General features: G+C 68.2%; 31 protein-coding genes and 2 pseudogenes. 14 read left to right on the top strand and 19 right to left on the bottom strand.

The window, feature by feature from the left end; translation table 11 throughout:
* Positions 1-25: 25 nt before the first annotated feature.
* The gene (locus tag ACFQVD_RS36325) at positions 26-595 is read left to right on the top strand and encodes a TetR/AcrR family transcriptional regulator (RefSeq protein ID WP_343965611.1); all 570 of its coding nucleotides are present in this window, start codon (positions 26-28) and stop codon (positions 593-595) included.
* A gap of 11 nt (positions 596-606) precedes the next feature.
* On the opposite strand, the gene ACFQVD_RS36320 is transcribed toward ACFQVD_RS36325, so the two are convergent.
* Entirely contained in the window at positions 607-1125 is a 519-nt protein-coding gene (locus ACFQVD_RS36320; RefSeq protein WP_343965609.1) for a hypothetical protein, read from the bottom strand.
* A gap of 223 nt (positions 1126-1348) precedes the next feature.
* Between ACFQVD_RS36320 and ACFQVD_RS36315 the strand changes: the two genes are divergently transcribed.
* Positions 1349-1864: an SRPBCC domain-containing protein gene (locus tag ACFQVD_RS36315; protein ID WP_343965607.1), complete on the top strand. Its 516-nt coding sequence runs from the start codon at positions 1349-1351 to the stop codon at positions 1862-1864.
* Between the two features lie 128 nt (positions 1865-1992).
* On the opposite strand, the gene ACFQVD_RS36310 is transcribed toward ACFQVD_RS36315, so the two are convergent.
* Positions 1993-2976, bottom strand: coding sequence for an LCP family protein (locus ACFQVD_RS36310; protein WP_343965605.1), 984 nt, complete (start codon positions 2974-2976; stop codon positions 1993-1995).
* Between the two features lie 2 nt (positions 2977-2978).
* Positions 2979-3560, bottom strand: coding sequence for an RNA polymerase sigma factor (locus ACFQVD_RS36305; protein WP_343965603.1), 582 nt, complete (start codon positions 3558-3560; stop codon positions 2979-2981).
* Between the two features lie 359 nt (positions 3561-3919).
* On the opposite strand from ACFQVD_RS36305, the gene ACFQVD_RS36300 reads away from it, so the two are divergent.
* The 5 genes and pseudogenes from ACFQVD_RS36300 to ACFQVD_RS36280 form a co-directional block, all read left to right on the top strand.
* Positions 3920-4738, top strand: coding sequence for a sugar nucleotide-binding protein (locus ACFQVD_RS36300; protein ID WP_343965601.1), 819 nt, complete (start codon positions 3920-3922; stop codon positions 4736-4738).
* A 166-nt stretch (positions 4739-4904) separates the two neighbouring features.
* On the top strand, positions 4905-5348 hold the full coding sequence (locus ACFQVD_RS36295; protein WP_343965599.1) for a GNAT family N-acetyltransferase: 444 nt from the start codon (positions 4905-4907) through the stop codon (positions 5346-5348).
* A 237-nt stretch (positions 5349-5585) separates the two neighbouring features.
* Positions 5586-6059: a hypothetical protein gene (locus ACFQVD_RS36290; RefSeq protein WP_343965596.1), complete on the top strand. Its 474-nt coding sequence runs from the start codon at positions 5586-5588 to the stop codon at positions 6057-6059.
* Between the two features lie 484 nt (positions 6060-6543).
* Positions 6544-7095 carry a hypothetical protein gene (locus ACFQVD_RS36285; protein WP_343965594.1) on the top strand — a complete coding sequence of 184 codons (552 nt, stop codon included), beginning with the start codon at positions 6544-6546 and terminating at the stop codon, positions 7093-7095.
* A 206-nt stretch (positions 7096-7301) separates the two neighbouring features.
* Positions 7302-7619 (top strand): annotated as a pseudogene (locus tag ACFQVD_RS36280) (class I SAM-dependent methyltransferase); the annotation flags it as partial.
* Here the strand turns inward: ACFQVD_RS36280 and ACFQVD_RS36275 are convergent.
* The 6 genes and pseudogenes from ACFQVD_RS36275 to ACFQVD_RS36250 all read right to left on the bottom strand — a co-directional run bounded on the left by ACFQVD_RS36275 (position 7524) and on the right by ACFQVD_RS36250 (position 10907).
* Positions 7524-7877: a hypothetical protein gene (locus ACFQVD_RS36275; RefSeq protein ID WP_343965592.1), complete on the bottom strand. Its 354-nt coding sequence runs from the start codon at positions 7875-7877 to the stop codon at positions 7524-7526. The pseudogene ACFQVD_RS36280 and the gene ACFQVD_RS36275 sit on opposite strands and share 96 nt — an antisense overlap.
* 114 nt (positions 7878-7991) lie before the next feature.
* A pseudogene (locus ACFQVD_RS36270) lies at positions 7992-8180 on the bottom strand (DUF6879 family protein); the annotation flags it as partial.
* Positions 8181-8207: 27 nt separating this feature from the next.
* Positions 8208-8936 (bottom strand): class I SAM-dependent methyltransferase, encoded by a 729-nt coding sequence (locus ACFQVD_RS36265; protein WP_343965590.1) that lies wholly within the window; start codon positions 8934-8936, stop codon positions 8208-8210.
* A 175-nt stretch (positions 8937-9111) separates the two neighbouring features.
* Positions 9112-9507: a DUF429 domain-containing protein gene (locus ACFQVD_RS36260; RefSeq protein WP_364150326.1), complete on the bottom strand. Its 396-nt coding sequence runs from the start codon at positions 9505-9507 to the stop codon at positions 9112-9114.
* A gap of 55 nt (positions 9508-9562) precedes the next feature.
* The gene (locus ACFQVD_RS36255) at positions 9563-10567 is read right to left on the bottom strand and encodes a hypothetical protein (protein ID WP_343965588.1); all 1005 of its coding nucleotides are present in this window, start codon (positions 10565-10567) and stop codon (positions 9563-9565) included.
* A gap of 169 nt (positions 10568-10736) precedes the next feature.
* Positions 10737-10907 (bottom strand): hypothetical protein, encoded by a 171-nt coding sequence (locus ACFQVD_RS36250; protein ID WP_343965586.1) that lies wholly within the window; start codon positions 10905-10907, stop codon positions 10737-10739.
* A gap of 246 nt (positions 10908-11153) precedes the next feature.
* On the opposite strand from ACFQVD_RS36250, the gene ACFQVD_RS36245 reads away from it, so the two are divergent.
* Genes ACFQVD_RS36245 through ACFQVD_RS36215 form a run of 7 tightly spaced genes read left to right on the top strand, consistent with a single transcriptional unit; the run spans position 11154 to position 17195 of the window.
* Positions 11154-12011 carry a sugar phosphate isomerase/epimerase family protein gene (locus tag ACFQVD_RS36245; protein WP_343965583.1) on the top strand — a complete coding sequence of 286 codons (858 nt, stop codon included), beginning with the start codon at positions 11154-11156 and terminating at the stop codon, positions 12009-12011.
* Positions 12008-12940 carry a Gfo/Idh/MocA family protein gene (locus ACFQVD_RS36240; RefSeq protein ID WP_343965580.1) on the top strand — a complete coding sequence of 311 codons (933 nt, stop codon included), beginning with the start codon at positions 12008-12010 and terminating at the stop codon, positions 12938-12940. The genes ACFQVD_RS36245 and ACFQVD_RS36240 overlap by 4 nt, the downstream gene beginning before the upstream one ends.
* Positions 12897-14114: a methionine adenosyltransferase gene (locus tag ACFQVD_RS36235; protein ID WP_343965578.1), complete on the top strand. Its 1218-nt coding sequence runs from the start codon at positions 12897-12899 to the stop codon at positions 14112-14114. The genes ACFQVD_RS36240 and ACFQVD_RS36235 overlap by 44 nt, the downstream gene beginning before the upstream one ends.
* A 12-nt stretch (positions 14115-14126) precedes the next feature.
* Positions 14127-14666 (top strand): hypothetical protein, encoded by a 540-nt coding sequence (locus tag ACFQVD_RS36230; RefSeq protein ID WP_343965576.1) that lies wholly within the window; start codon positions 14127-14129, stop codon positions 14664-14666.
* On the top strand, positions 14663-15712 hold the full coding sequence (locus tag ACFQVD_RS36225; protein WP_343965574.1) for a hypothetical protein: 1050 nt from the start codon (positions 14663-14665) through the stop codon (positions 15710-15712). The genes ACFQVD_RS36230 and ACFQVD_RS36225 overlap by 4 nt, the downstream gene beginning before the upstream one ends.
* Positions 15709-16431 (top strand): coenzyme F420-0:L-glutamate ligase, encoded by a 723-nt coding sequence (locus tag ACFQVD_RS36220; RefSeq protein WP_386273258.1) that lies wholly within the window; start codon positions 15709-15711, stop codon positions 16429-16431. The genes ACFQVD_RS36225 and ACFQVD_RS36220 overlap by 4 nt, the downstream gene beginning before the upstream one ends.
* A complete protein-coding gene (locus ACFQVD_RS36215) occupies positions 16428-17195 on the top strand; it encodes an NAD-dependent epimerase/dehydratase family protein (RefSeq protein ID WP_343965570.1) in 768 nt (255 codons plus the stop codon). Before ACFQVD_RS36220 ends, ACFQVD_RS36215 begins: the two co-directional genes overlap by 4 nt.
* A 199-nt stretch (positions 17196-17394) precedes the next feature.
* Here ACFQVD_RS36215 and ACFQVD_RS36210 read toward each other — a convergent pair whose 3' ends face one another.
* From ACFQVD_RS36210 to ACFQVD_RS36165, 10 genes are all read right to left on the bottom strand, one after another.
* Positions 17395-18111 carry a DUF6882 domain-containing protein gene (locus tag ACFQVD_RS36210; protein ID WP_343965568.1) on the bottom strand — a complete coding sequence of 239 codons (717 nt, stop codon included), beginning with the start codon at positions 18109-18111 and terminating at the stop codon, positions 17395-17397.
* A gap of 139 nt (positions 18112-18250) precedes the next feature.
* Positions 18251-18514 (bottom strand): hypothetical protein, encoded by a 264-nt coding sequence (locus tag ACFQVD_RS36205; RefSeq protein WP_343965566.1) that lies wholly within the window; start codon positions 18512-18514, stop codon positions 18251-18253.
* Positions 18511-18885 carry a hypothetical protein gene (locus ACFQVD_RS36200; protein WP_343965564.1) on the bottom strand — a complete coding sequence of 125 codons (375 nt, stop codon included), beginning with the start codon at positions 18883-18885 and terminating at the stop codon, positions 18511-18513. Before ACFQVD_RS36200 ends, ACFQVD_RS36205 begins: the two co-directional genes overlap by 4 nt.
* On the bottom strand, positions 18869-19408 hold the full coding sequence (locus tag ACFQVD_RS36195) for a hypothetical protein (protein WP_343965562.1): 540 nt from the start codon (positions 19406-19408) through the stop codon (positions 18869-18871). The genes ACFQVD_RS36200 and ACFQVD_RS36195 overlap by 17 nt, the downstream gene beginning before the upstream one ends.
* 72 nt (positions 19409-19480) lie before the next feature.
* Positions 19481-20356 (bottom strand): phosphotransferase family protein, encoded by an 876-nt coding sequence (locus tag ACFQVD_RS36190; RefSeq protein ID WP_343965560.1) that lies wholly within the window; start codon positions 20354-20356, stop codon positions 19481-19483.
* A 2-nt stretch (positions 20357-20358) separates the two neighbouring features.
* The gene (locus ACFQVD_RS36185) at positions 20359-20817 is read right to left on the bottom strand and encodes a glycine-rich domain-containing protein (RefSeq protein WP_343965559.1); all 459 of its coding nucleotides are present in this window, start codon (positions 20815-20817) and stop codon (positions 20359-20361) included.
* A gap of 88 nt (positions 20818-20905) precedes the next feature.
* Positions 20906-21757, bottom strand: a complete 852-nt coding sequence (locus ACFQVD_RS36180) for a helix-turn-helix domain-containing protein (protein ID WP_343965557.1) — start codon at positions 21755-21757, stop codon at positions 20906-20908.
* A gap of 15 nt (positions 21758-21772) precedes the next feature.
* Positions 21773-22273, bottom strand: a complete 501-nt coding sequence (locus tag ACFQVD_RS36175) for a DUF6879 family protein (RefSeq protein ID WP_343965555.1) — start codon at positions 22271-22273, stop codon at positions 21773-21775.
* Positions 22263-22484, bottom strand: a complete 222-nt coding sequence (locus ACFQVD_RS36170) for a hypothetical protein (RefSeq protein WP_343965553.1) — start codon at positions 22482-22484, stop codon at positions 22263-22265. The genes ACFQVD_RS36175 and ACFQVD_RS36170 overlap by 11 nt, the downstream gene beginning before the upstream one ends.
* A gap of 139 nt (positions 22485-22623) precedes the next feature.
* On the bottom strand, positions 22624-23082 hold the full coding sequence (locus tag ACFQVD_RS36165; protein WP_386273255.1) for a very short patch repair endonuclease: 459 nt from the start codon (positions 23080-23082) through the stop codon (positions 22624-22626).
* Positions 23083-23084: the final 2 nt, after the last annotated feature.

The following is a 23084-nucleotide window of genomic DNA, read 5'->3' as shown; positions in this document are numbered from 1 at the left end:
ACCGGGAGACGATCGAAGTGCGGAGGTGAGGCAGATCAACCAGCCGGTCTACCACCACGGCAATCTGCGGCGCGCCATCATCGACGCCGCCCTTGAGGCCATCGGCGAGTCCGGGCCGGCCGGATGGAGCCTGCGCGAGCTGGCCCGCCGCGCGGGGGTCTCGCACGCCGCCCCCGCTCACCACTTCGGCGACAAGACGGGGCTGCTGACCGCCGTAGCCGCCGAAGGTTTCGAGGTGTTCGCCGACGTACTGGAGCGAACGGCCGGCGACATCCTGGAGGCCGGCGTCGCCTACATCCGCTTCGCCATCGACCACCGGCCCTACTTCGAGGTGATGTTCCGCCCCGAGCTCTACCGCACCGATGACCCCGGCGTGAGATCCGCACGCGAGCGCGCCTTCCATGTGCTCGTCACCGGCGCCGGCACGATCTCGCCGAACCCGGAACAGGACCGGTTGACCACGATCGCCGCCTGGTCGCTCGCCCACGGCTTCGCCGCCCTGTGGATGAGCGGGGCTCTCCCGGAAAGCGCCCACGACGATCCGGAGATCGTCGCCCGCTCGCTGGTCCGGCTCGTCTTCGGCACAGCGCGGTAGGCGTCGATCTACTACGACGCGGCGCGGGGAGGCCCGGAATGGCGGGCGGTCCTGGCGAGGAAGATCAGGATCGCCCCCGCGAGATAGAGGAGCGCGGCCGCGGCCGCCGGCCACGGGACCATGTCCGAGTACCGGCCCACCTGCTCCTGGCGTGCCGGCAGGCCGGTTTCCGGTGCCAGCAGGCCGAAGAGAAGATAGAGCACCGCGTACGGCCCGAGGCCCAGCACCACGACGGCCCGCACTCCCGCGCTTCCGGCCCGCCACCACACCAGGGCCGCCATGGCCAGCGTGATCACACCGGCCACGGCGTAGCTCCACATGTACCACTGGAGAGTGCTCACCGTTGTCTCCAGGGAGTCGTCCAAGCCGTAGCCGGGCCGGTAGCCGGCCACCAGCTCCCGCTGAAGGGGAGGCAGCAGAACGAGGGCGACCGCCGCGATCACCAGCTCGCACCCGGATGCCGCCAGCAGGCACATGACGGCACGCGCCTTCCATCCCCTCACCGCCACCACCCCTCTCAGAGCGATCATGGAAGAGCCCTCTTGGAAGACGCTTGCGAACCGCTGCCTCAGCCGCCGGCGTAGGTGTCGCCGCCCAGGTCGATCGCGGCGCGCACCGCCTCCGCATGGCTGGAAGCGGTACGCAGCCCGCATGTCCAGATCACCGCTCATTAACGAGAGCAACGCTCTTGACTCACACACAGCCAAGCGAGAGCATTGCTCTCACAAAGGAACACTGCTCCGAGGGAGTGTCATGAAGATTCTCTACGCCGGCCCGCCGATCGAGCGCCTGCACGAGGAGTACGCCAAGAAGGGGCGGCTCGACGAGAACGCGCCCGTCAAGTCCTCGACCTCGATCGTCATCGACGCCCCCGCCGAAAAGGTGTGGAAGCTGCTCGCCGACATGAACGGCTGGCCGGAGTGGCGCTCGGACGCGTACGTCGTCGAGCTCGGCGAGATGAAGCCGGACGCGACCTTCCGCTGGAACATCCGGGGATCGGCGATCAGGTCGACCTTCGCCGTGGTGGAGCCGGAGCGGGAACTCACCTGGACCGGTGTCGCGATGGGCTACATCAAGGCCATCGACCGGATGCGGCTGGACGCGACCGAGAACGGGCGAACTCGCGTGACCATCGAGGAGTCCATGTCCGGCCCCCTGCTGACGCTCTTCTACAGCAGCGCCAAGCTCCGCGAGGGCCACGAGGACATGCTCCGCATGCTGAAGACGGCGGCCGAAGGCCGGCGCATCGCGGATGCCCGCCCTCGGTGACCTCCCGCGAACCGCCGCCCAGCCGCCGGTCCTGCTCCGGTTGTGGACTCCTTCTCCGGGGAGCCCGAGTTCCTCGGAGATCAGGTGCCCACCAACCGGGGCAGGAGCGCCCCAGGTTGAAGATCAAGTTAGCGCAGGTCGCCGAAGAGCTCGCTCGCCTCGGGCTGCTTCCAGACGATCTTGTTGGGATCGTCCGGAGCCGGCAGCCAAGGCACCATGAGGAACGCCGCCTGGCTCTCACGTGCGCTTTCGGCGATGACGGCCATCGTGCCCAGGCCCATGTCGCTCTTTATGCTCCTGGTCGCCGCGGAGAGGAAGGATTGGAGCCGGGCAGGGTCGATGATCCCCTGCCTGGCCTTTTTCAGCATCGCCCGCATGAGCGCGGCCTGGCGCTTGATCCGCTGGATGTCCGAGCCGTCGCCGTAGTTGCGCAGCCGCATGTAGGCGAGCGCCTGCTCGCCGCTGAGCATGCTCTTGCCGGCGGGGAGCGTCAGCTTGGCCTTGGGATCGTTCACGGGTTTGGGCAGCCTGACCTCGACGCCGCCGAGAGCGTCGACCACCTCCTTGAACGCCTGGAAGTCGAACTCCATCGCGTGGTCGATCCGCAGGTCGGTCAGCGTCTCGACCGTCTTGACGGTGCAGGTGAGCCCACCCTTGTTGAACGCCGAGTTGATCATGTCCCTCCGGGCAGGCACCGTTCCACAGGCGGGGATCTGGACGATCGAGTCGCGTGGCAGGTTGACGAACGTGATCCGCTTCCGGTCCGCCGGCAGGTGCGCCAGCAGGATGGTGTCACTGCGCGCACCCCCCGTACGGAAGCGGGGGCTACCGGCCTGGCTGTCGGTGCCGACGACAAGGATGTTCAGCGCGCCGGTCACCTTGACCGGTCTGCCCCCGGCCGGAGTGACGCTCTCCCCGGAGTTCAACACCAGCGTGGGCACGGTCACGGCGACCACGGTGGCCGCGGCGGCCAGGCCCATGGTCGGCCAGCCCACCCGCAGGCGACGGCGGGACCGGGCGGTCAGCAGGCGGTCGCGCCGGCGGGTCAGCGTCGCCGGCGGCCGGTGCTCCAGCTCGGCGCCGAGGTCGCGCAGCATCTTCAGGTCGTCCATCGTCACGCCTCCTCATCGAGCATCGGATTGGTGTCGCCCAGCGCCGCCCGTACCTTCCGCCTGCCCCTGTTGAGGCGGGAGCGCACGGTGCCGACCGGGATGTCGAGCGCCCGCGCGACCTCCTCGTACGTCAGATCGCCCCAGGCGATCAGCAGCAGCACGTCGCGATCCTTGGCGGGCAGCACCGCGAGCGCGCTGATCAGGGCGGGGCGGGCGGCCTGCGCGCTCACCCCGTCGGCCACCCGGTCGGCGGGCGAGTCCTCGTGGTCGTTCACAGGCGCCCGTAACAGCGCCCGGTAGCGGGCCGCCTCGGTGCGGTGCCGACGGGATATGAGCTTGGTGAGAATGCCGAAGAGCCAGGGCCGGGCGTCCGAATAGGCCAGGTCGTAGCTCCTGCGCCGGGAGAAGGCGACCAGGAACGTCTCTCCGACGAGGTCCTCGGCCGGTTCCGGGCCGAGCCGTTTGGAGACGTACCGGTAGAGCATGCCGGAGTAGCGGTCGAACAGCTCGGCGAACACTTCCGGCTGGGTCCAGGAGGCGCTGACGAGGTCGGCGTCGCCCCGGGTGGCGGGCTGTGTGATCATCTCCGCCCTTCGGTAGGGAAGTCGGTCAGGATGTATCGCCACAACCCGCCACCCGGGTTCACGGCGGCGAGGTTCGCGGTGGCCGAGCATGCCACCCGTTCCCGTTCCGCGCCCTGGCGGCCTCCGTGACGACCTCGTATCCGGCCGGTAGGCCGAACGCAACCGAGACCTCGTCGATCTCGACGCGGCAGAGCTCGGCCTTCACCTGCTGATCGCCTGAACCCCCGCCGCAGTGCTGCGTGTCGAGCTCAGGCGGGACACGCGGGCATCTGGTCCTCGGCACCGCGGACACGACACCGGCTATGAGTGCATGATGAGCCGGTGGGCACTTCCTGCAGCACATCCGGCTCGGACCGGCCATGAGATTCCTTGTCGTCGGCGGCAGTGGGTTTCTCGGCGGCGAACTCGTCCGGCAGTGTCTGGTGGCCGGGCATGAGGTGGCCGCGACCTACCTGACCCGACCAGGAGAGACCGCGGGTGTCGAGTGGTCGCCGCTCGATGTGCGCCGACGAGAGGACGTCGACGCGCTGATCGACGCGTTCCAGCCGGAGGTGGTCGTCAACGCCGCGTACCGGCAGACAGACTGGGCGACCACGGCGACCGGAGCCGTGAACGTGGCTCTCGCCGTCGCCGCGGCAGGTGGGCGCCTGGTCCATGTGTCCAGCGACACGGTCTTCTCCGGTGCCGCGATTCGCTACGACGAGACGTGCCTCCCCGACCCGATCTCCCCGTACGGTGCGGCCAAGGCCGCCGCCGAGACAGCGGTGAACGCGATCGCGCCGACCTCGGTGACAGCCCGGACATCCCTGATCATCGGTGACGGTGGTTCCCCGCACGAGGCGCTGGTGCATGCACTGGCCACCGGCAGGGCGAAAGGAATGCTGTTCACCGACGACGTGCGATGTCCCGTGCATGTCGTCGATCTCGCCGCGGCGCTCCTCGAACTCGCCGTATCCGAGTATCACGGGATCCACCATGTCGCCGGAACCGATGCGATCAGCCGATACGAGCTGGGGCTGCTCATCGCCCGACGCGATGGACTCGACGCCGACCGACTGCCTTCAGGCCTGAAAGCGGACACCAACGTGCCCGGCCCGCTGGATGTGCGCTTGGAGTGCGGCATGACTCAGCGGCGACTTCGGACCAGGCTGCGTGGCGCGCGGCGGTTTCTGGGGTGACGTTTCCATCACCGACGTCCGGCGTCGCGGAGTGCGCCGGCCCCGTTTTTCACACGTGACCGATCTTCAGCGGAGATCTGGCGCCACCGGCCGACTGGTCGCCGCTCAAGGGCCGAATAGGCTCGGGCGCGTCACTCTACGCCGAGCACATCAGGGAGCCCCATAAGTGGTGATCATCGCTCAGGAGACGTCGTTCGACGAGGCCGAGATGTTCGAGCTCTACGACTCGGTCGGCTGGCACCCGTGGACGCGCGACGTCACCCGGGTATGCCGGAGCCTGGCCAACTCGCACCTGGTCATCACCGCCAGGGACGAGTCGGGCAAGCTGCTCGGCCTGGCGCGGACGGTATCCGACGACGAGATCGTCTGCTACGTGCAGGAGTTGCTGGTCAATGCCCAACACCACGGCAAGGGCATCGGCCGCCGACTGCTGGAGCACCTCAAGGGCCGATACGCGCATTGCCGCTACTTCGTCCTCACCACCGACCACGAATCCACCCCGGAAGGCCCCGCGAACCACGCCTTCTACCGCCGCCTCGACCTGATCGAGCACCATGAGCAGGGCCTGTCGGCCTTCGGCCTGCGGGTGCGCGACCCGCGGAGCCTCTAGAGCACGTCGGTACGACCACCCTGGTGCTCCTCCGCCACCCGCCGCACGGCGGAGGAGGCCCCCTGGGGAAGAGGAGCGAAAAGCACGGTGAGCTCTCACCGTGCCGGCCGTCAACACGACCTTGCCGAGGCCCGGCTCCCTGGAACCTTACAGATGGTCAAGGTCGCGACTTCCGATTTTAGATGAGCGAGGTACGGGGGAACGGTCAGAGATCCTCCAGCGTCGAGAGGAAACCAGATGAAGATGCGGAAGACCGCGATCGCGTTCGCTGCCGGTCTTGCGGTCGCCGGCACGCTGTGGACGGGCGGCGCCGCCGGCGCACAGACAACGGCCCCGGCCCGGGCGCTCGGCCCGTCATGCTCGGTCCTGGGGTGCTCATCGGTGGTGAACGACAGCAACACAGTGGCGACGGCTCTTCGGAACTGGTGCCTCAGTACCGGCAGTACGGGCACCTTGACGACCACCAGACCGGCATGCGGAACCCAGTCGACCTACCTTCTCGGCTCGAAGGGCTCGCACACTCCGTGGGACCAGGACTGGGACGTCCTTCAGGTGGACGCGGGCTGGTGTTACTACGTGAAATTCACCTTGCCTGGCCAACCCGACAACTACACCCGGTACGACCGGAGGGGTAAGTCGGCCGGTTGGGTCAAGGTCGAGGACTTCTCGGACGCCCACGTGCTGGGCCAGTCGCAGACTTCTTGCCCATGATCATTCGGGCATGAGACGCGTCTGTTTCTCGCAGTCGGGATAGGTCCCTCCCCGTCTCTCGGCGGCCTGGGCCAGGTCGCGGTAGATCGGCCCTCTCCACACGCCCGCACCGGCGTGTGGAGCACCGAGGACGGCGGCGTCCGGCGTGGCCGCACCTGCGGAAGGTGCCCGCGCCGGTCGCCGGGACGAAACCCCACCGGTGCGACCCTGGTGCCCACAGAGGACTCCAGCCGACGCTCGGCCATGGCGACCCGCTGGGCGGCGAACAAGCCGCCGTCTCCACGGCGGTCGGTCCCGTTCTCGCCTGCTGATCAGGGAGTGCGTCCGGGCGCAAGTGATCTCCAAGGGGGCGCGCCCATCCTGCGGGGCATGTACAACACACGCGGGGCCCTGAAGCATGACCGACGAGGCTAGGCCCGGCAAAGAGGCGTGGTGGCATGTCCCGCTGGCTGTGCTGGTCGGCGTCGGAACTCCGATCCTCTTGGTGACGAACTTGGTCCTGGTCGTGGTGGATGCGTCCCAACCGTGCGTGTCACCGCCCAAGGGCACCTGGCCGCCGCCCGCCGCCCGCACCGAGACCTTCATCGATTTACCGCCCACCGCGGCTGACATGCCTCGGATCTTCCCCCACTCGGATGAAAAGTCCGTCATCGTCGCGGTCTACCAGACGCCCAGCGAGAAAAAGGTCCAGGTGTGGCGGCGCTCCCCGGAACACACAGACCCGGTCGCCTCGCTCGACGAGGAACTGCAGCAGTCCGGCAGCACGATAGTCAAGGCCAACCCGGGCGCCAGAGGCATCGATGCCTGCGCCGAGGGAATCGTGGCGGTGCCGACCGCCCCGCCCGGTGGCGCGGCGGCCTGCTACCTGTCCCAGTTCGACGATGCGAAGACCCACACCTACGAGTCGGGGGCGGTGTGTCTTTTCTTCGACCGGTGGTCCGGGGCGAAACTGGAGGGACCGGACATGACCGTGAGCGAGCTGGCCAAGCTGATGTTTCGCCTGCGACCCGCCATCCAGGTCCCGCGCACCCTGTGAGCCGTCGCACAGAGCACCGATCCCCACCGAAGCCTCCTGGAGGACTTTCTCCCACCGTGAGCCCGGCATCGCGAGACACCTGGCATCGCACACCACTCCTGGCCGGAGGTACGGCCGCTCACCGATCAATATGGTGAAATAGCGATCGAGCGGCATCCCGTGCGGCGACACGCCACCCAGGCCGCGGGCACGGTGCCGGAGCGACGATGACGACGGCCGGAAAGGCGGTGTCAATGTCCGGCGAGCAGTTGTACGACACCATCGGAAGCACCTACACCGTGACACGGCGCACCGAACCGCGCATCGCCGCGCAGATCTGGGCCGCGCTCGGCGATGCCCGGACCATACTGAACGTCGGGGCGGGCACCGGCTCCTACGAGCCCCCCGACCGCCACGTCCTCGCGGTGGAACCGTCGGCACTCATGCGTTCACAGCGCCCTCCGGACGCGGCGCCGTGCCTGATCGGATCCGCCGAGAGCCTGCCGTTCGACGACGGGTCCTTCGACGCCGCGATGGCGGTTTCCTCCATTCATCACTGGCAGGACCCGATCGCCGGCCTGCGCGAGATGCGGCGGGTCGCTCGCTGCGTGGTGGTGTTCACGCACGACACCGGTGACATCGGATGGCGTCATCGGTTCTGGCTCACTCGCGACTACCTGCCCGAGGTCGCGAACCTCCTTGTCGGCCGACCTTCGGTGACCGAGCAGGCCGATGCGATCGGAGCCCGGATGGAACCGGTGCTCATCCCGTGGGACTGCGCCGACGGTTTCCTTGAGGCCCACTGGCGTCGACCGGAGGCCTACCTCGACGAGAACGTCCGTCGCGGGGGGATCGGTCCTGCCTCCAGCCCGACCTCTCGCCGCTTGAAGCCCAGTGATTCACGTGCCCGGCGGATGTCACTCGACACGCTTCACGAATTCCTCACGGGAGACCGACAGCTTCCGGGCGAGATCGAACCATCCGCGATGCTCGGCCACGACGTCGGGATCATCGATCAGCTCGGCGCCCAGCATCGATCCGTCCTCGTCCTCGAAGTGCAGGACCGCGGACAGGGAGCGGTCGAAGCACCACACATCGAGCCGAGGGACACCCGCCCTGAGCGTCGCCTGTTCTCAGGTCGTGGACTGGGCGATGAACACGAACTCGCGACCTGGGCGATCAGGGGCTTCTCGCACATCGAGCACCCGATAGCCGTGGGTGACCAGGCTCGATTCGACCTCGTCGCGGCTGCGGAACCGAAGGGTCGAGTCGGAGATGACCATCGCACCGTCCACCAGAAACCTGTAGGTGTAACGGAAGGAGACAAACGGCAGGCTTACTTCGGTGACCTCACGACGCCGCTCCACCTGTCCTTTCCCGGGGATATCAAGGATCAGGCGATCATCGTCGGCGGCCCATTCCTCCCAGGCCCGATGCTCGGATCGCCTGGTCTCGAACACGAGGTACCCGCCTGGACGAAGAACGACGTGGACACCCCGCAGAGTTTCCGCCCAGTCGTCGTCGGTGACGAAGACCTGCGCCACATTTCCCGTCATCACCGCAAGATCGGCGCCGAACGGCGGCACCGTCCTGATATCGCCATGGACCCAGGTGACCGTTGCGGCCTCGTCCTTCGACCTCGCGACCTCAAGCGATGCCTCCGCCGGATCGACCCCCACGACGGTACGGCCGGTCCCAGCGAGCAGGACCGCCAGGGATCCCGTCCCGCAGCCGACGTCGAGTACCCGGTCCGCCCCCAACTCATCGGCGATGTCGAGATAAGCGGTCAGGTCATCGCGATCGCCGTCAAAGGCGTCATAGACGGGTGCGAGACGAGGGTGTGCAAAAATCGCATCAGGCACCCGGCGACCGTATCCACGTTCAAGCATCCCGGCCACAGATTTAACGAACCGGCTGGCGACTCGCGGGTACATGTCAGGAAAGCGCGCCAACCGATGTCCACCTGTTTGAAGGAGGACAGACGTGCGTCCGGATTCAGCGCGCACGCGACCAGACGTGTCCAGCTACACGTTCTACTCAGCCAGCTGGGCGAAGCTCGCTCAAAGGGCTGGTGGGGAGCGCGATCCATTCCTCGGAGCGCGCCGAGTGAGCTTGGTCCTGTGTCGGAACGGTCACGAGACCCTGAGATGCGGCGCGGGCGGTGAGCGCGGCGACGACGGCGTCCGTCGCGTGGTCGGACGTCCGACAGATCTGTTCGTGTTCCCCCAGGTCCAGCCATGGCGCCGCTTCCCGGAGTTCATCGACCGACCGCGCGAGTCCGCCACGATTCGCCGGGCGTTTATAGCGGTTGTGGGACAGGCCCCAGCATCTGAGCGAGGCCGCTGGGTAAACCTCCGCCACGACGCCGGTACCGCTACGGTCGACCGGCTGACCCTGCCGGGCAAGCTCGGCGAGCAGGGCCGCGCAACGCAGGGCCCTGCTGCCGATGAGAAGGGGGGAAGCTCACCTCGGTGACGGTAGAGGGCGGTTACCTGCGCTGGCCGGCCTCCAGGTAGTCCGCGACGACAGCGGAGCCGCTGTACGGCACGATCCGGTCAGTGAGTTCTTTCAGTCTCAGATTCAGCCGGTTGGACTTGATGCCCGCCACCTGGACTGGCGAGGCCGTCTCCACCGCGCCGTCCACGTCGCCGCGCTGGAGCAGAACGCTGGCGTGCAACACGGTGTGCAGCCCGCGGGTGCGGACGTTGCCCGCGGGCAGATTCAGTGCGGTAGTCGCCTGTCGTTCGGCGGCGGCGGTGTCCCCGAGGTCGCGCAGGGCATGCATCACCGATCCGGCGTAGTGCGCAGGGCCGAACACTCCCAGCCAGTCAGGGTCTCGAGCAGGGTCGGAGTGCTCCATGGCCTGATCGGCGATGCGTAGGACGCGGCGGGTCTCGTGGGAGTCGCCGATCAGCGCGTGGGCTCGCGCCTCGGTGACGGCGATCCGGGCCGTCAGTGTGTGCGGGATGGCTCGGCCGCCGGTGTCGCGAGCCGACCGGGCCAGTCGCACCGCGGTGCGGGTCTCACCCAGAAAAAGCGCCTGGGTCGACATGTTGCCCAGAACATAGGCGCCATAGGCGGTATCTCCGGAATGCTTGGCCAAGGCTGCGGCTTGGATGTAGTAGCGCTGAGCGAGCCCTTGGTGGCCGGCGTCCATCGCCATCCATCCCGCCATGTCCGTGAGGGTGGCGGACACATTGAACAGTTCGCGGCCCACCGAGTCGCTGTAGCGTCCTTGAAGCAGCGGATCGACCTCGGTGGTGAGGTACTGCTCCAGCCAGGCCAGTGCGTACCCGCCGCCATGGGCGTGGTCGAGCTGTCTGAATTCCTGCCCGGCTTGGCGCAGGCGATCAATATCCGCGTCGGTGACAGCGCGGGCACCTTCTCGGTGAAGCGACGCCTGCGCTGGAGCGTCCCTCCAGTCAAGAGCTGCTTCGATCGCCGCCGCGGCGATGAATACGACACCGTTATGCATGAATGCGCGGCGCTCCACTGCACTCCTCCATAGTTCAGTGACCGCGGTTACGGTAGCGGCCGGACACGCGGAGATACTCAGGCTGTGTCGGATCTTGTCGCCATGATGGAACCCGAGCTGGTGAACAGTGAGAGCGCGGCCCAGCGCCCTTGACAACACCTGAGCGAGCAGCACAGGGCTCGGAGGGTCAGGCCACCGCACCCCTGAGCCAGCGGCCGACAGATCGGTAGTCGTAGGCCAGCCGCAGGCCGTGCTCGGTCGCGCCCAAATGCACGACCTGACGAGCGAGCGCGGCGTGAGACAGACCGCATTCGACGATGAGCGCGTCGAGCTCGTGGTTCGTGATCGAACGAGGCATGGTCGCCACTCCCTGCGTCGGCGCGGCCGTGGCGCGCTCTCGCGCATGACGGTACGCGCCTTGCGTGAGCTGCGCAGGCCCACACGGAACTGCACACGGGGAGTGCACCCTCACACGGGTGCGACACCGACGCGACCCCCTGTCATCCGTCGTAGCTGTCAGTGATCAGGTGCAGCGTATTCAACGAGAGCCCTACCCCGACGGGAGCCCCATGGCGACTCCCCCATCTCAAAAAGGAGAGGGACTGTGACAGTACCTCTGACCAGCATGCTCGTACTCAACCCCGATGAGCTCGGCCCCGATCCAACGCTGGGCATGGACCTGGCGGTGAAGCTGGGAATCGGGCACTTGGAGATTCGCTCGGCCGAAGGCGCCAACGCGGTGACGTTGCCCAAGGAGAGACTGGAGCACATCCGCTCCCTGGCCGACGAGCGTGGCCTGAAGGTCGCGGCGTTGGCCTCGCCGCTGTGGAAATGGTGTCGGCCCGAGGCTCGGCCGGGCCGGGTGGACACCTTCGGATTTCCCACCCAGGTCGCGCTCGAGCATCGACTGGGGTGGGTGGAACGCGCCATGAAGGCCGCCGCCATCCTCGGCGCCCCAACGATACGAATCTTCTCCCACCTGCGCGTCGAGCCGGAGTTGACCGAGCAGTTCACCGGTGACCCGCTGCTGCCCCGAGCCCTAGAGGTGGCGAACCGGTCCGGGGTGCGACTGCTGCTGGAGAACGAGCCGGTCTGCACCGTCGCCCACGCGGAGCCGCTGTTGGAAGTCCTGCGCCGTTACCACGGGCAGGGCCTGGGATTGTGGCTGGACGTGGCGAACCTTCACGAGGTCGGCCAGGCCACCGGCGAGGTCGTGGAGTACCTGGCGCCGTACGTGGGCTATGTGCACGTCAAGGACTACGAGTCGAACGCCGACGGCAGTCGGACCTTCTGCCCGGCCGGCGAGGGGTGCGTGCCGTACGACGAGGTGCTGCCGCTACTGCACGCCGCCTGCCCTACGCTGCCCTACGCGCTGGAGACCCACGTGCGCGACAGCCCCGCTGATGCTTTGCGCGCCGGAGCCGCGTTCCTGCGCTCGATGGTGCCCGGGGGCCTGGAGTGAGCCGGGTGCTGCTGGTCGGCGCCGGAGAGGTCGGGGCCAAGCACCTGGCCGCACTCACCGGTGCCGACGGGTTGACGGTGGCCGGGGTCGCTGATCCCTGCCCGCGCGCCGCGCTGCCGCCGGATACCCCGGTGTTCGCCTCCTGGCGCGCGGCTCTGACCGCGCTGAACCCGCAGCTGGTGGTGGTGGCCGCACCGCCCGGGATCGCACTCGTGGCTGCCCGGGACGCAGCGGCGACCGGGGCCGCGGTGCTCGTGGAGAAGCCGACCACGCTCGATCCTGCCGACCTGGTGCCGCAGGCGGGCGACGAGCGGGTTTTCGTGGGATTCCAGCCCCACTTCGCACCTGGCCTGAACATGCTGCTCGCCCAGCCCCCGGCCATCGAGCGAGCAGAAGTGGTGCTGGCGGTACGGCGCGATCCGGGCTACTTCCGTGACTGGCGCCGCACCTACGCCACCGCCGGCGGGGTGCTGCACCAGCAGGCCATCCACGGACTTGCCCTGGCCCTGCGGCTACTGCCCGGAACGGTCGAGACAGTGGACGCCGAGGTGGCCCACCTGCGGGGCCTGGCCGAAAGCGAGGACCGTGTCACCGCTGACATCACCCTGGCCAGTGGTCGCACGATACACATCGACGCCTACATCGACCACCCCGGCCCGCCCCGTCACGAACTCCTTCTTCGCCTCGCGGACGGGCAGCACCTGTCGGTGCGCGGGCGAAACCTCGAAGCCGGGCTCGGCGAGATCGCTGCCGCACCCACGCACGAGCAATTGCGGCGCCGGATGTACGCAGCCGTGCTCGACGCCGCCCAAGAGCCCGCTCACCCCTGCCTGTTCCCGATCTCGGCGCTGCGGCGCACACTGGAGGTAATCGACCGTGTCTACCGTGACGCACGCCGTATCCGGGCAGCGGACGCCGTTGCCGCATGAACTGGCCGTCGAGGTCGTCGAACGCAAGGGCGTCGGCCACCCCGACACCCTCTCCGACGGTATCGCCGAAATGGCTTCCATCCGCTACAGCCTGCACTGCTTGAAGGAAGTCGGCGCGGTCCTGCACCACAACCTGGACAAGGTCGCCGTCCTCGGCGGCCGGGCCGCCTTCACCGAGAGCGGAGGCGTCTACGACCGGCCGCTACGGGTCGTCTTCGGCGGCCGGATCTCCACCAGCTTCGCCGGGCGAGAGCTTCCGGTGCGCGAGATCCTCCACCAGGCCGCCGTCGACCACCTGCGCGTCGCGCTACCAGGCTTCGACCGCGTACAGCTTCAGGTCCTGCATGAGACGACCGACTCGTCCAAATTTCCCCACTGGTTCGCCCCTCGCGGTCTGGAGGACCTGCCCGAGCGGCCGATGGCGCACTCCAACGACACCGCCTATCTCGTAGGATCGGCGCCGCGCACGAAAACCGAAACAGTCGCGCTGCTGGCCGAAGCCTGGTTCCGTTCTTGTGCGTGGGCGGGCAGCGACATCAAGGCGCTCGTCGTGCGGCGGCACGACATGTGGACGATCACCGTGTGCGTGCCTGCCCTAGCCGGCTACTTGACCAGCTCTGAGGAGTTCGATGACGCGGTCGCCACTGCGGCCGACGAGCTGACCGAGGTTCTTCGGCAACGGTTGCCGGGGCGCGTCGCGGTGGTGTGCAACACGCGCGACAACCGCACCGGCCCCTTGTCCGGGCAGTACTTCACGCTGTCCGGCTCAGCCGTCGACTACGGAGAGGACGGCTTGGTCGGCCGCGGCAACGCCCGTTCCGGGCTGATCAGCGGCGCCCATTTGGCGGGCAACGAAGCCGCCTTCGGCAAGAACCCGGCTTACCACGTCGGTAAGGTCGGCGGCTGGCTGGCCGACCAGGCTGCTCAGGCGGTGGCCACCCGGTTCGGGCCCTGCCGAGTCGGGTTGTTGTGGCGCAACGGTGCCCGCTACGACCAGCCCGCCTCCATCGAGATCACCACTGCTTCGCGAATGCCCGATTCACAGGTCGAAGCCGTGGTACGCGCCGAACTGGCCCGTACCGACTGGCTGACTGACCTGCTCGACGGCCGCTACCTGCCTCGCGTCTTGCCTGTCCAGCAGCTGCTCGCCGAGCTCGACCACGTAGCCGGTTGAGGTAGGCGTGCGGTGCTGCTGCTGGGCGCCAAGGGATCCGGTAAAACCACCACGGCGCTTGCTCTGGCTGAACGCGGTTGGCTCCACGCCGGAGACGACCTGGTGGTCCTCGCCGAGTCGGACAACGGCGATCTGATGGTGTGGCCAGGCAAGCCCACCGCGGCCATCCGCGATCCCCTTAGAGCGCTCGCGCCTAAACCCCTACGCGACCTGGAGCCGTTCGCGGCCGCCCCGGCCCCACTGAGATGGATCGTGCGTCTGGCCGTTCACCCCAGCGGAGGCGAGGCTTCGCTGACATCGGCGGTGCCGCTGTCAGTGAACGAGCGTCTACGACTGCACGAAGGGCTGGCCCGTTACATCTCAGGCTTGCCCACCCCGCTGACCGGCGTCGCCTCAGCGCCGTACGGCCCGGTGTGGCCGCTGGACACACCGGCGTGCGCACAGTGGCGCGCCAACCTCATCGGCGCGCTGAACAACCACCGGTTCGACTACCTGTACGCCCCCACCGCCTGTGCTGCCGCTGACCTGCTCACCAAGGAAGCCGATCGATGAACGCCGTGATCCTGCCGAGCCGCAACGAGCCGACCACCATCGCCGCCGTCACCGCTGCAGTGGACGCCGCCATGGACCACTCGCGAGCCGTGATCGTCCACGCTGACTCCTCCGACACGCCACAGACCGCCGAGCATTTCACCGCCACCGGCACCCGCGCGGCGAAGGTATCGCTGATCAACCTGAAGCGAGGCAAGGGTGCCCAGATCCTGGCCGCCGCCCGCTGTCCGGAAATCAGCGACGCCGAGACGGTACTGATCGCCGATACCGACACTCTCAACCCCGACCCGGCTGTCTATCGGGCGCTGCTGAACCAGGTGCGAAGCGGGTACGGCCTCGCGATCGCCGACTACCCGCGCCACTGGGATGAGGCCAACCTCACCAACCATCTCGCCCGGCCGCTGATCGCAGCAGCCACCGGGCATGATGTGTCTCAGCCGCTGGCCGGCGACCTCGCCCTGTCCCACGACGTGCTAACCGCCGTCCGACAGGCCGCCGGCGCCCTGCCCGAACCATTGTCCGGGTGCGTGGACGGCTACGGCATCGACGCCTTCATGCTCCTCACCGCCATACACGGCCCCGTGACATCCGTACGGTTCGGCCGGCCCAAACGGCACGCCGGCTCCTTCCCTCACCTGTCGGCCATCTACCACGAGGCCGTCCCCGTCTTGCTGCATATGACCGCCGCCCGAAACCCGGCACTCGCGCCGCCAAGAGGAGGCGCGGCGCCGTACCGAGTCGCTGATCGCGCCCTGCCGCCAGGCCGCTTGAAGAGCATGCTGAACACGCTGGAGAACCTCTGCCCGTTTTCCCCGAGCGGATACGATGAACACCTTTGGCCGCTGCCCGCCGCGGACGCCTGGCGCGCCGTCGCCTCCGGCACACCGGCAGCCGATGCGGCCCGCCGGTTGTGGCCGCACTACACCCAACGCGTCCGCAGCTGGCTCACCAGCAGCCAGTACGCCACCGCCCGGCAGCGTGCCCAAGAGCTCGCTGCCGCCCACGCCCGCCTGTACACCGCTCTCACCTCACCAGGAACTCCATGATGACCACTGCCTCCACCTCCGGCTTCTCGGCCTTCGCCCTGGAACCCTTCCCCGAGCTTCGGCTCGGCGACGACCTGGCCGCCACCATCACCGGCGTCATCACCCGCACCGGCGCCCAGCTGCGCGACGGTGACATCGTGGTGGTCGCCTCCAAGGTCGTGTCCATCGCGGAGCGGCGCTACGTCGATCTCGCCGGCGTCACCCCCTCGTCCAAGGCGATCGAGCTGTCGGCCCGTACCGGCAAGCCCGCCGAGATCGTCCAGCTCATCCTGGACAACTCGACCGAGCACTTCCTGGCCACCGAGCGCGGCCCGATCATCGCCCGGCACACCCTCGGTTACCAGCTGACCTCCGCTGGGATCGATCGTGCCGGAACAAATGGCGCCTGGCTGCTGCCCGCGGACCCGGACGCCTCCGCCCGTGCCCTGCGCCACGCGCTGATCGCCTTCACCCACGCCGATGTCGCCGTCGTCATCGCCGACTCCGACGGTCGCGCCGACCGGCGCGGAGCGACCGTCATCTCGATCGGCGCCGCCGGCATCACCCCCTTGCGGGCCACCGAGCACGACGGCAAACGACAGGAGGAGACCCTCACCGACCTGATCGCCGCCGCCGCCGGGATCATCCTCGGGCAGCGCGGACGCGGCGCCCCCGTCGTCGTCGTGCGCGGTATCGCCTATACCCCGAGCAACGACGGCGTGGCGTCGATACTCCAATGAGCGGCCTCATCCTGATCACCGGGGTCGGCGGAACCATCGGCACCCGCCTCGCCGCCGACCTGGCCAAGGAGGGCGTTCGCCTGCGGTTGCTTGACCACCGCCCGCAGGTCGGCGGACCGCCCGCGGGCGCCGAGTTCGTCCAGGTCGATCTGCGCGACCAAGACGCGGTTTCGCAGGCAGCCGCCGGGATGTCCGCGATCATCCACCTCGCGGGCATCACCCAGGAAGGGCAGTTCTCCGAGATGGTGGAGCACAACATCACCGGTACCCACCACGTCCTGGAAGCGGCCCGTCGGCAGCGGGTACCGCGCGTGGTGCTGGCCGGCAGCCACCATGTCACCGGTATGAATCTCGTTGGCGACCGGCCCGAGCAGGCGTCGTCGGCTCCGGACAGTTTCTACGCCGTCAGCAAGGTCACCATGGAGGCGCTCGGAAGCCTCTACGCGCACAAGGGTGGCGTCGAGGTCGTCGTCGTACGGATCGGCAGCTACCGAACCAAGCCGAGCGAACCTCGACACCGGGCGACCTGGCTCAGCCCGCGGGACGCCACCGCCCTGCTGTACGCGGCGGCCACCCAGCCGCTGCCGAGCCCGTTTCTCACCCTGTACGGCACTTCCGACACCGCCGAACGCTGGTGGCCCCGGACCGGCTGGGACACCATCGGCTACCAACCCGCCGACACCGTCGACCAGCAGCCCGGGACGGGGCCTCTCGTCGACCGCTTCACCGGCGGCGCCTTCGCCGATGCCGAACTCCCCACATGAGCCCCCTGTGTGTCGCGCTCAGGCGGGGCACACGGGGAGCTGGTCCTCGGCTCTGCGGACACGACACCGGCTGAGGCGCGCGGCGGTTTCTGGGGTGACGTTCCCATCACCGACGTCTGGCGTCGCGGAGTGCGCCAGACCCGCCAACCCTGTTCTCCACACGCGACCGATCTTCAGCGGAGATCGTCCCGCAGAGCCTCTAGTGCTGCGACATCGAGGCGTCGATGTTGGCGACGCGGTCGTACCGGTCGAAATCCACAACCGCCTCGAAGCCCGGCCCCGACAAGGTGAGCCTCGCGAAGTCAGGGCTGAACACGGGATTGAGCTGCCGCCGCAGACCATAGCTGTGCAGCGCGCGCCGGTGGTCCGTCACCCACGTTTCGGTGAGCGCCTGCGTGATGACGCGCACCGTGCGGGGCGGGTTGGGCGGCGGCAGCCGGAAGTCCGGATGCTCGATAAGAAACGCGGCCCGAGTGCCGCCTCCGGCGTCGCCGTTGTAGGAGGTCCAGCGGCCCGTCACAGCCTTGGCGGCGTCCATGAGAAGGCCGACGACCGTGGCCGGTTCGGTGGGTGAGCCGGGCAGCACGTCGAACGGGACCTCCGCGGAGGCGAGTTCGGCGATGCCGTGCCGTTCCCCGAAGTCGCGCAGAGTCGCGGACGCAGCCACCAGCGACTCGGGAAACCCGGACGGGTTCGCCCACGCCCACAGCCACGATCGCGGGCCGGGAGCGGCTGATCCGAGCAGCTGGAAGCCGGTGCAGGTGGTCGCGCGGGGGCCGATGAAGTCGAACCGCTGCCGATGCATGTCGACGTTCCAGCTGTGGTCACCGACCAGTTCCTGAAGGTGGAGCTGGTGTTCGAGCGAGAGTATCGCCGCGTCGTCGAGAAGGTTCAGCAAAGTAATCGATTCTGGCACGCGGGCACCCTAACAGTCCTTCGCGGCCGACCCCGATCCGTGACCACTGACCTTAGTGCCGGTGAGATGGGTGGCGAGCGGGAACACGCTGCCCCGCCGGCCCTGAGTCGACCCTGCGTGTCCGCTCATGGTCGGGAGCTCAGACGGGCAGGTCCCAGCCCGGCCCGCCAGGGTCTCCCAGCCAGACACGTTGACGCTCCCCGCTCACGGTGAGCCCGTACGCCGACTGGTGCGGAGATCCCGCCTCCTGCCAGGCCAGGACGGCATCCTCGACCGCGTCCCACAACCGCAGCGGCCCGTGCTGGCGAACCGTCCACCCACCCGCCGCCTCCGGCCGGGTAGTGGCCTGCGAACCGGTCGCCACGTCCAGCAGGGCGACCTCCTCACCGCCACCCAGCTTCACAGCCGACGGCGCGGCCAGCTGTCCCGCGAACAGCCCGGCCGGATCGTCCAGGACGCGCGGATCCACCCGGCTCGCCCTGCCGTCCCCGATCCCGAGAAGGGGAGACGACATCGGGGGTGGGCTGTGAGGGCGGTCATGAAGTAGACGTCGTCCTCCAGGAACCGTCCACTCGCCGTACCGTCCTCGGCAACGGTGAGGTGCGCGAACGCCACCCCGCCCATCCATCCGGAGAGAGGAGCGGTGATCGCGCCTCCGTCGCGGACCTGCCACAGCCAGGGGATCGGGATGTAGCGGACCGAACAGGTGGCGATCAGCCGGTCGTACTCGGCGTTCCCCTCGTACCCGGCGAGACCGTCACCGACCACGAGCATGGGCGTGTACCCGACGTCGGCGAGTGCGTCGCGAGCACGCCCCGGCCACGACCCGGTCGTACTCGACCGAGGTCACGGCCCCGTCGCCGAGCCGGTGACACATCAGCGCCGTGGAGTAGCCGGTTCCGGTCCCGATCTCCAGCACCTTCTCTCCGTCGGAGATCCTCGCGGCCTCCAGCATCCGTACGACCAGGCCGGGCATCGTCGACGACGACGTGGGCGCCCCGCAGGCGAGACCGCGCGCCTCCTCGACCAGCACACCGTCGACCTGCGTCACCCACGTCTCGTCGCGATAGACCAGCTCCAGCCATTCGTCCCCGGTCATCTCCTCGCGGCGCGCCACCTCCCACCGGTCGCCGTACTCGGTGGCCCTGGCGATCGCCGAGCCGAGAAACGGCTCGCGCGCCACGGACTCGACCGCCTTCCGCCACGCCGGGTCGCGCAGACATCCGGTCCGGGCGAGCCGGTCGGCAAGGTCACGGCGGAGCCGCGCGGCCAGGTCGGGCGTGCCACGAACGGTCACGGTCGTTCCTCCAGGAGCAGATCGGCGAGGGCGACCGATCCGGTGGCGTCCTCGATTGACGTGGTCAGCCGGTCAGGCAGAGCGATACCGCACCCATGCTCGCCCGGCCTCGGCGGCCCGCGCACGGAAATCGCGTCCTTCCAGCGGGCCGAACCGCGCCTTGTACAGGCGGAACATCGTCCACAGCGCGGCCAGGCCGGTCACCGCGTCCGCGGGCGCGGACCGCCAGGCCGGCACCCGGGCCAGCAGCACCTCGGCCTGCTCCGGAGTATGACCCGCCTCGATGAGACGGGGAGCGAGCATGACCGCGTCCACCCACGCGGCACCGCGCACCGCGAACGCCCAGTCGATGACGTACGTTCGCCCGTCGTCGATCCGGAAGTTCCCGGGGTGCAGGTCGTAGTGGAGCAGGGTGTCACCCTCCAGCGCATCGAGGTCGAATCTGCCGAGCGCCGTCTCGTACATGGCCCGGTCCGGCAACTCCCCGGCGAGCAGGCTCGTAGCCTTGGCCTGAAGTCCCGCGATGTTCACCGCCACCTCCGGAACCTCGCCGGGGCACGGGGTGAGCGCCTCGTTCAGAACGGCCAGGGTGTCCAGCACCAGCGGCACGTCCGGCGAACCGGGCGACAGGTCGGCGTCCCGGCCGTCGACGTACTCATGCAGCAGCACGATCCACCCGTCCACTTCGCCACTCCAGCGCAGGCGGGGCGCGGGCAGGTCAGATGGCAGTACGGCACCGGCTCGTCGTTCCCGCTCGTAGAGGGGCGCGGCCGGGCTGGCGGTGGAGACAGCTTTGAGGAAGACGGTTCCGCTGTTCTCGGTGTGCAGCCGGGCGGCGAGGCCTGGCATGAGGCCCTTGGTCACCGGTTCGGCTTTGAGGACCTGGCCGATCTGCTCCTCGACGGTGCGGCGCACGTTGGTGGGGAGGTCGTCCCACTGAGGTTTCACGGTCAGCTCTCCCTCGGGTCGTCGGCACAGCCCGCGTAGCACTGGCTGCATTCACTGGCGGGGATCCACAGCTCGGGGATGACCGACAGGCCGGCGACCCGCATCGCCTCTACGGTGGCACCGATCGCGGCCACGGGATCGGGAATCGTTTCGGCGGGCGCGTGGTGGATGAACCGACCGGCGACCCTCATGCAGAAGTCCTGGTACTCGCGGGTGTACGCCAGAAAGGCGTGCCAGCCGACGTCCACCTGCTTGGAAGGGGACAGACGTGCGTCCGGGTTGAGCGCGCACGCGACCAGGAACGCCAGGGCCTGCTCCACGACTCGCATGGCGTCCTCCGCTGGAAGGTTCTCTTCGCGGGCGATGCGGTCGGTCAGGAATCCGAACAACTTCTCGGGGATGAGGATCCGAGGGTTCGCCAACTCGTCGTCGGCGAACCGGACCGTTGTGGCAGCAGCCATTACAGCCTCCCTGCGGGTAGCGGACCGCTCTGAAGCGGATCTGCTTCGACGCTAAGGACGGCATGCCGTACGGCTCAACGGAATGTCTTCAGATTTCTTCAATCTCGCGCAGGGCACGGTCAATCAGCTCGTGCGCGCGCTCCCCATACACGGCGAGACGGTCCAAACCGGCGAAGTGCCGCTCGTACAGCGCGATCTCGCGAGGTTGGGTCACGTTCAGCGCGGCCGTGACGGTCTCCGTCATGACGATCCGCGAGTCAAAGATCCAGTACCCAGCGTGCGGGCCGAGCTCGATGTCGGCGTGCCGAGGAATGACGCCGATGTGCAGGCGCAGTGGAAGTGCCTCCATCTCGGCACGGATGTGCGCGAGCTGACCGCGCATCACCTCCGGACCGCCCACCCACGTGTCGAGAGCCTGTTGCGCCATGACGATGTGGAAACGCCGATCCCCCATTCGCAGGATCGCCTGCCGACCGAGTCTGGCGCCGACCGCGGCCTCCAGGTCGTCGTGGACGAGTTCGTAGAAAGCCGCTGACCTGGCCATGATGACCCGGGCGTAGTCACGAGTCTGCAGGAAGCCGGGGATGTGGAAGGGCTCGAAGATCCGGAACAGTCGCGTGTTCAGGTCCTCGTTCCTGATGGCGTTCTGGACGCGCCGCTGACCGCCGCGCATCTGCCGTTTCCACTCGACGTACTGGGCGTCGATCGTACGAACAGTGGCGATCAGTTCAGGGATCTGATCCTCGGCGCCGCAGACACGACACCAGGTACGGATGTCCGCCTCGGTGGCGTTCTGCCGACCCAACTCCAGTTTGGAGATCTTCGGGGGGCGCCAACCGGCCCGCTCCGCCAGATCGCGGCCGGACAGCTCCGCGTCACGGCGAAGTTCCCGCAGGCGTGCGCCCAGGGCTTCGCGGGCCTGGTCGGTGGGAGGGAGCACGAGACGTGACAGGAATCAGACGTAGTCGGCGTGCGGAACACCGCGCGACCAGGTGAGGTCCCGGGCCGCGCGGTAACGCTCGATCAGCTGCGGATCGGTCTCGACGACGAAGGCGCCGGTACGGCCGTCGCCGGGGAAGACGCTGAGGACGAGTCGGTCGTCGTCGAACAGCCAGCAGTCCTCGGCTGGGAAGTCCACATCGGTCGCGAGATGGCGCGGCAGATACCGGATGTCCTCGCCCGCCTTCACGTTGTCACCGGCGATCGCCAACAGCCACCGGGTGTAGTCCGTGTGCGGCACGGTGACGACGCGGAGCCGCTGAACCTCGCAGCCGGCCGACGTCACCTCCCGGATGAACCGCTGCCAGGGTCGCCGCCAGGCCAGGTCGTCGTGCTCTCCGGCCAGCCACTTCCGCAGCGGCTCGTCCTCCTGGGCGACCCGGTAGGTGTCCTTCAGCTCCAAGTGCCACGCCCGCTTCGCATCGTGGAAGCAGGTCTGGAACTTCTCATACGTCATCAGGTCCACGAGCCTCCTTGGGCAGATGATCCATCAGCCTGCGGGGAACCCGCAAGACGAGCTCGTCGTCGGGGATGGCTCCGATCACGGTCAGCGCGTCGGGGTCGGTCACCGTGAACCCCTGGATGACGTACTCGTCGGTCGCCTCGTCCACCCACAGGGTCGGAGAGTTACCCCCGTCAGTCTCCTTACCAAGCCAAACCAGGGCCATGAACTCGCTCCCGCCTGACGGTTTCTTTGGATTTCCCGAATGATCCGTCGAGACAGCACTGCCGTCAATAGTTCATCGACCACTCGCCCCGCTTGGCATCTTGCCCGAGCTCGCTGGCTCGACTTGTAGGTAGATCGGGTTATTTTCCTTCAGCAGCCAGAGCGTCCCGACGGGTGGCCACCACACCGGCGACGTGCACAGCCGCCTGCACGGGATCTTGATGTTCCCAAACCCGGATAACCAGCCAGCCTTCCTCCTCCAGAAGGCGGTCGGTCTCCGCGTCGCGTTCCTTCGTCCTCCGGACCTTTTCCGCCCAGAAGCTTGCGTTGGTCGTTGCCACGGTGTGATGTTGCGGACAGCCGTGCCAGAAGCAGCCGTCCATGAACACCGCGACTTTTGCCCTGGTGAACACTAGGTCTGCGGTCCGGCGCACTGCCTTGAGCGGGCGGTATGAGACGCGATAGCGCAGCCCGAGCGCGTGCGCGGCACGACGAAGAGCGAGTTCCGGTTTGGTGTCACGGCCCTTGTTGGCCCGCATACTTGCCCGAACCGCGTCGCTGGACGCCCACGTCTCAGATCTCCCGCTCATGACAACCATCG

The organism is Streptosporangium amethystogenes subsp. fukuiense (genome assembly GCF_042665875.1).
Classification (GTDB): domain Bacteria; phylum Actinomycetota; class Actinomycetes; order Streptosporangiales; family Streptosporangiaceae; genus Streptosporangium; species Streptosporangium fukuiense.
This window is presented reverse-complemented; position numbering and strand designations above follow the sequence as displayed.

Bases quoted from the DNA above. Each gene is read 5' to 3' on its own strand.
- ACFQVD_RS36320 (WP_343965609.1), bottom strand. From the start codon at position 1,125: ATGATCGCTCTGAGAGGGGTGGTGGCGGTGAGGGGATGGAAGGCGCGT.
- ACFQVD_RS36165 (WP_386273255.1), bottom strand. From the start codon at position 23,082: ATGGTTGTCATGAGCGGGAGATCTGAGACGTGGGCGTCCAGCGACGCG.
- ACFQVD_RS36290 (WP_343965596.1), top strand. From the start codon at position 5,586: ATGAAGATGCGGAAGACCGCGATCGCGTTCGCTGCCGGTCTTGCGGTC.
- ACFQVD_RS36215 (WP_343965570.1), top strand. From the start codon at position 16,428: ATGAGCGGCCTCATCCTGATCACCGGGGTCGGCGGAACCATCGGCACC.
- ACFQVD_RS36170 (WP_343965553.1), bottom strand. From the start codon at position 22,484: ATGGCCCTGGTTTGGCTTGGTAAGGAGACTGACGGGGGTAACTCTCCG.
- ACFQVD_RS36305 (WP_343965603.1), bottom strand. From the start codon at position 3,560: ATGATCACACAGCCCGCCACCCGGGGCGACGCCGACCTCGTCAGCGCC.
- ACFQVD_RS36300 (WP_343965601.1), top strand. From the start codon at position 3,920: ATGAGATTCCTTGTCGTCGGCGGCAGTGGGTTTCTCGGCGGCGAACTC.
- ACFQVD_RS36315 (WP_343965607.1), top strand. From the start codon at position 1,349: ATGAAGATTCTCTACGCCGGCCCGCCGATCGAGCGCCTGCACGAGGAG.
- ACFQVD_RS36185 (WP_343965559.1), bottom strand. From the start codon at position 20,817: ATGGCTGCTGCCACAACGGTCCGGTTCGCCGACGACGAGTTGGCGAAC.
- ACFQVD_RS36175 (WP_343965555.1), bottom strand. From the start codon at position 22,273: ATGACGTATGAGAAGTTCCAGACCTGCTTCCACGATGCGAAGCGGGCG.
- ACFQVD_RS36225 (WP_343965574.1), top strand. From the start codon at position 14,663: ATGAACGCCGTGATCCTGCCGAGCCGCAACGAGCCGACCACCATCGCC.
- ACFQVD_RS36220 (WP_386273258.1), top strand. From the start codon at position 15,709: ATGATGACCACTGCCTCCACCTCCGGCTTCTCGGCCTTCGCCCTGGAA.
- ACFQVD_RS36200 (WP_343965564.1), bottom strand. From the start codon at position 18,885: ATGCTCGTGGTCGGTGACGGTCTCGCCGGGTACGAGGGGAACGCCGAG.
- ACFQVD_RS36310 (WP_343965605.1), bottom strand. From the start codon at position 2,976: ATGGACGACCTGAAGATGCTGCGCGACCTCGGCGCCGAGCTGGAGCAC.
- ACFQVD_RS36250 (WP_343965586.1), bottom strand. From the start codon at position 10,907: ATGCCTCGTTCGATCACGAACCACGAGCTCGACGCGCTCATCGTCGAA.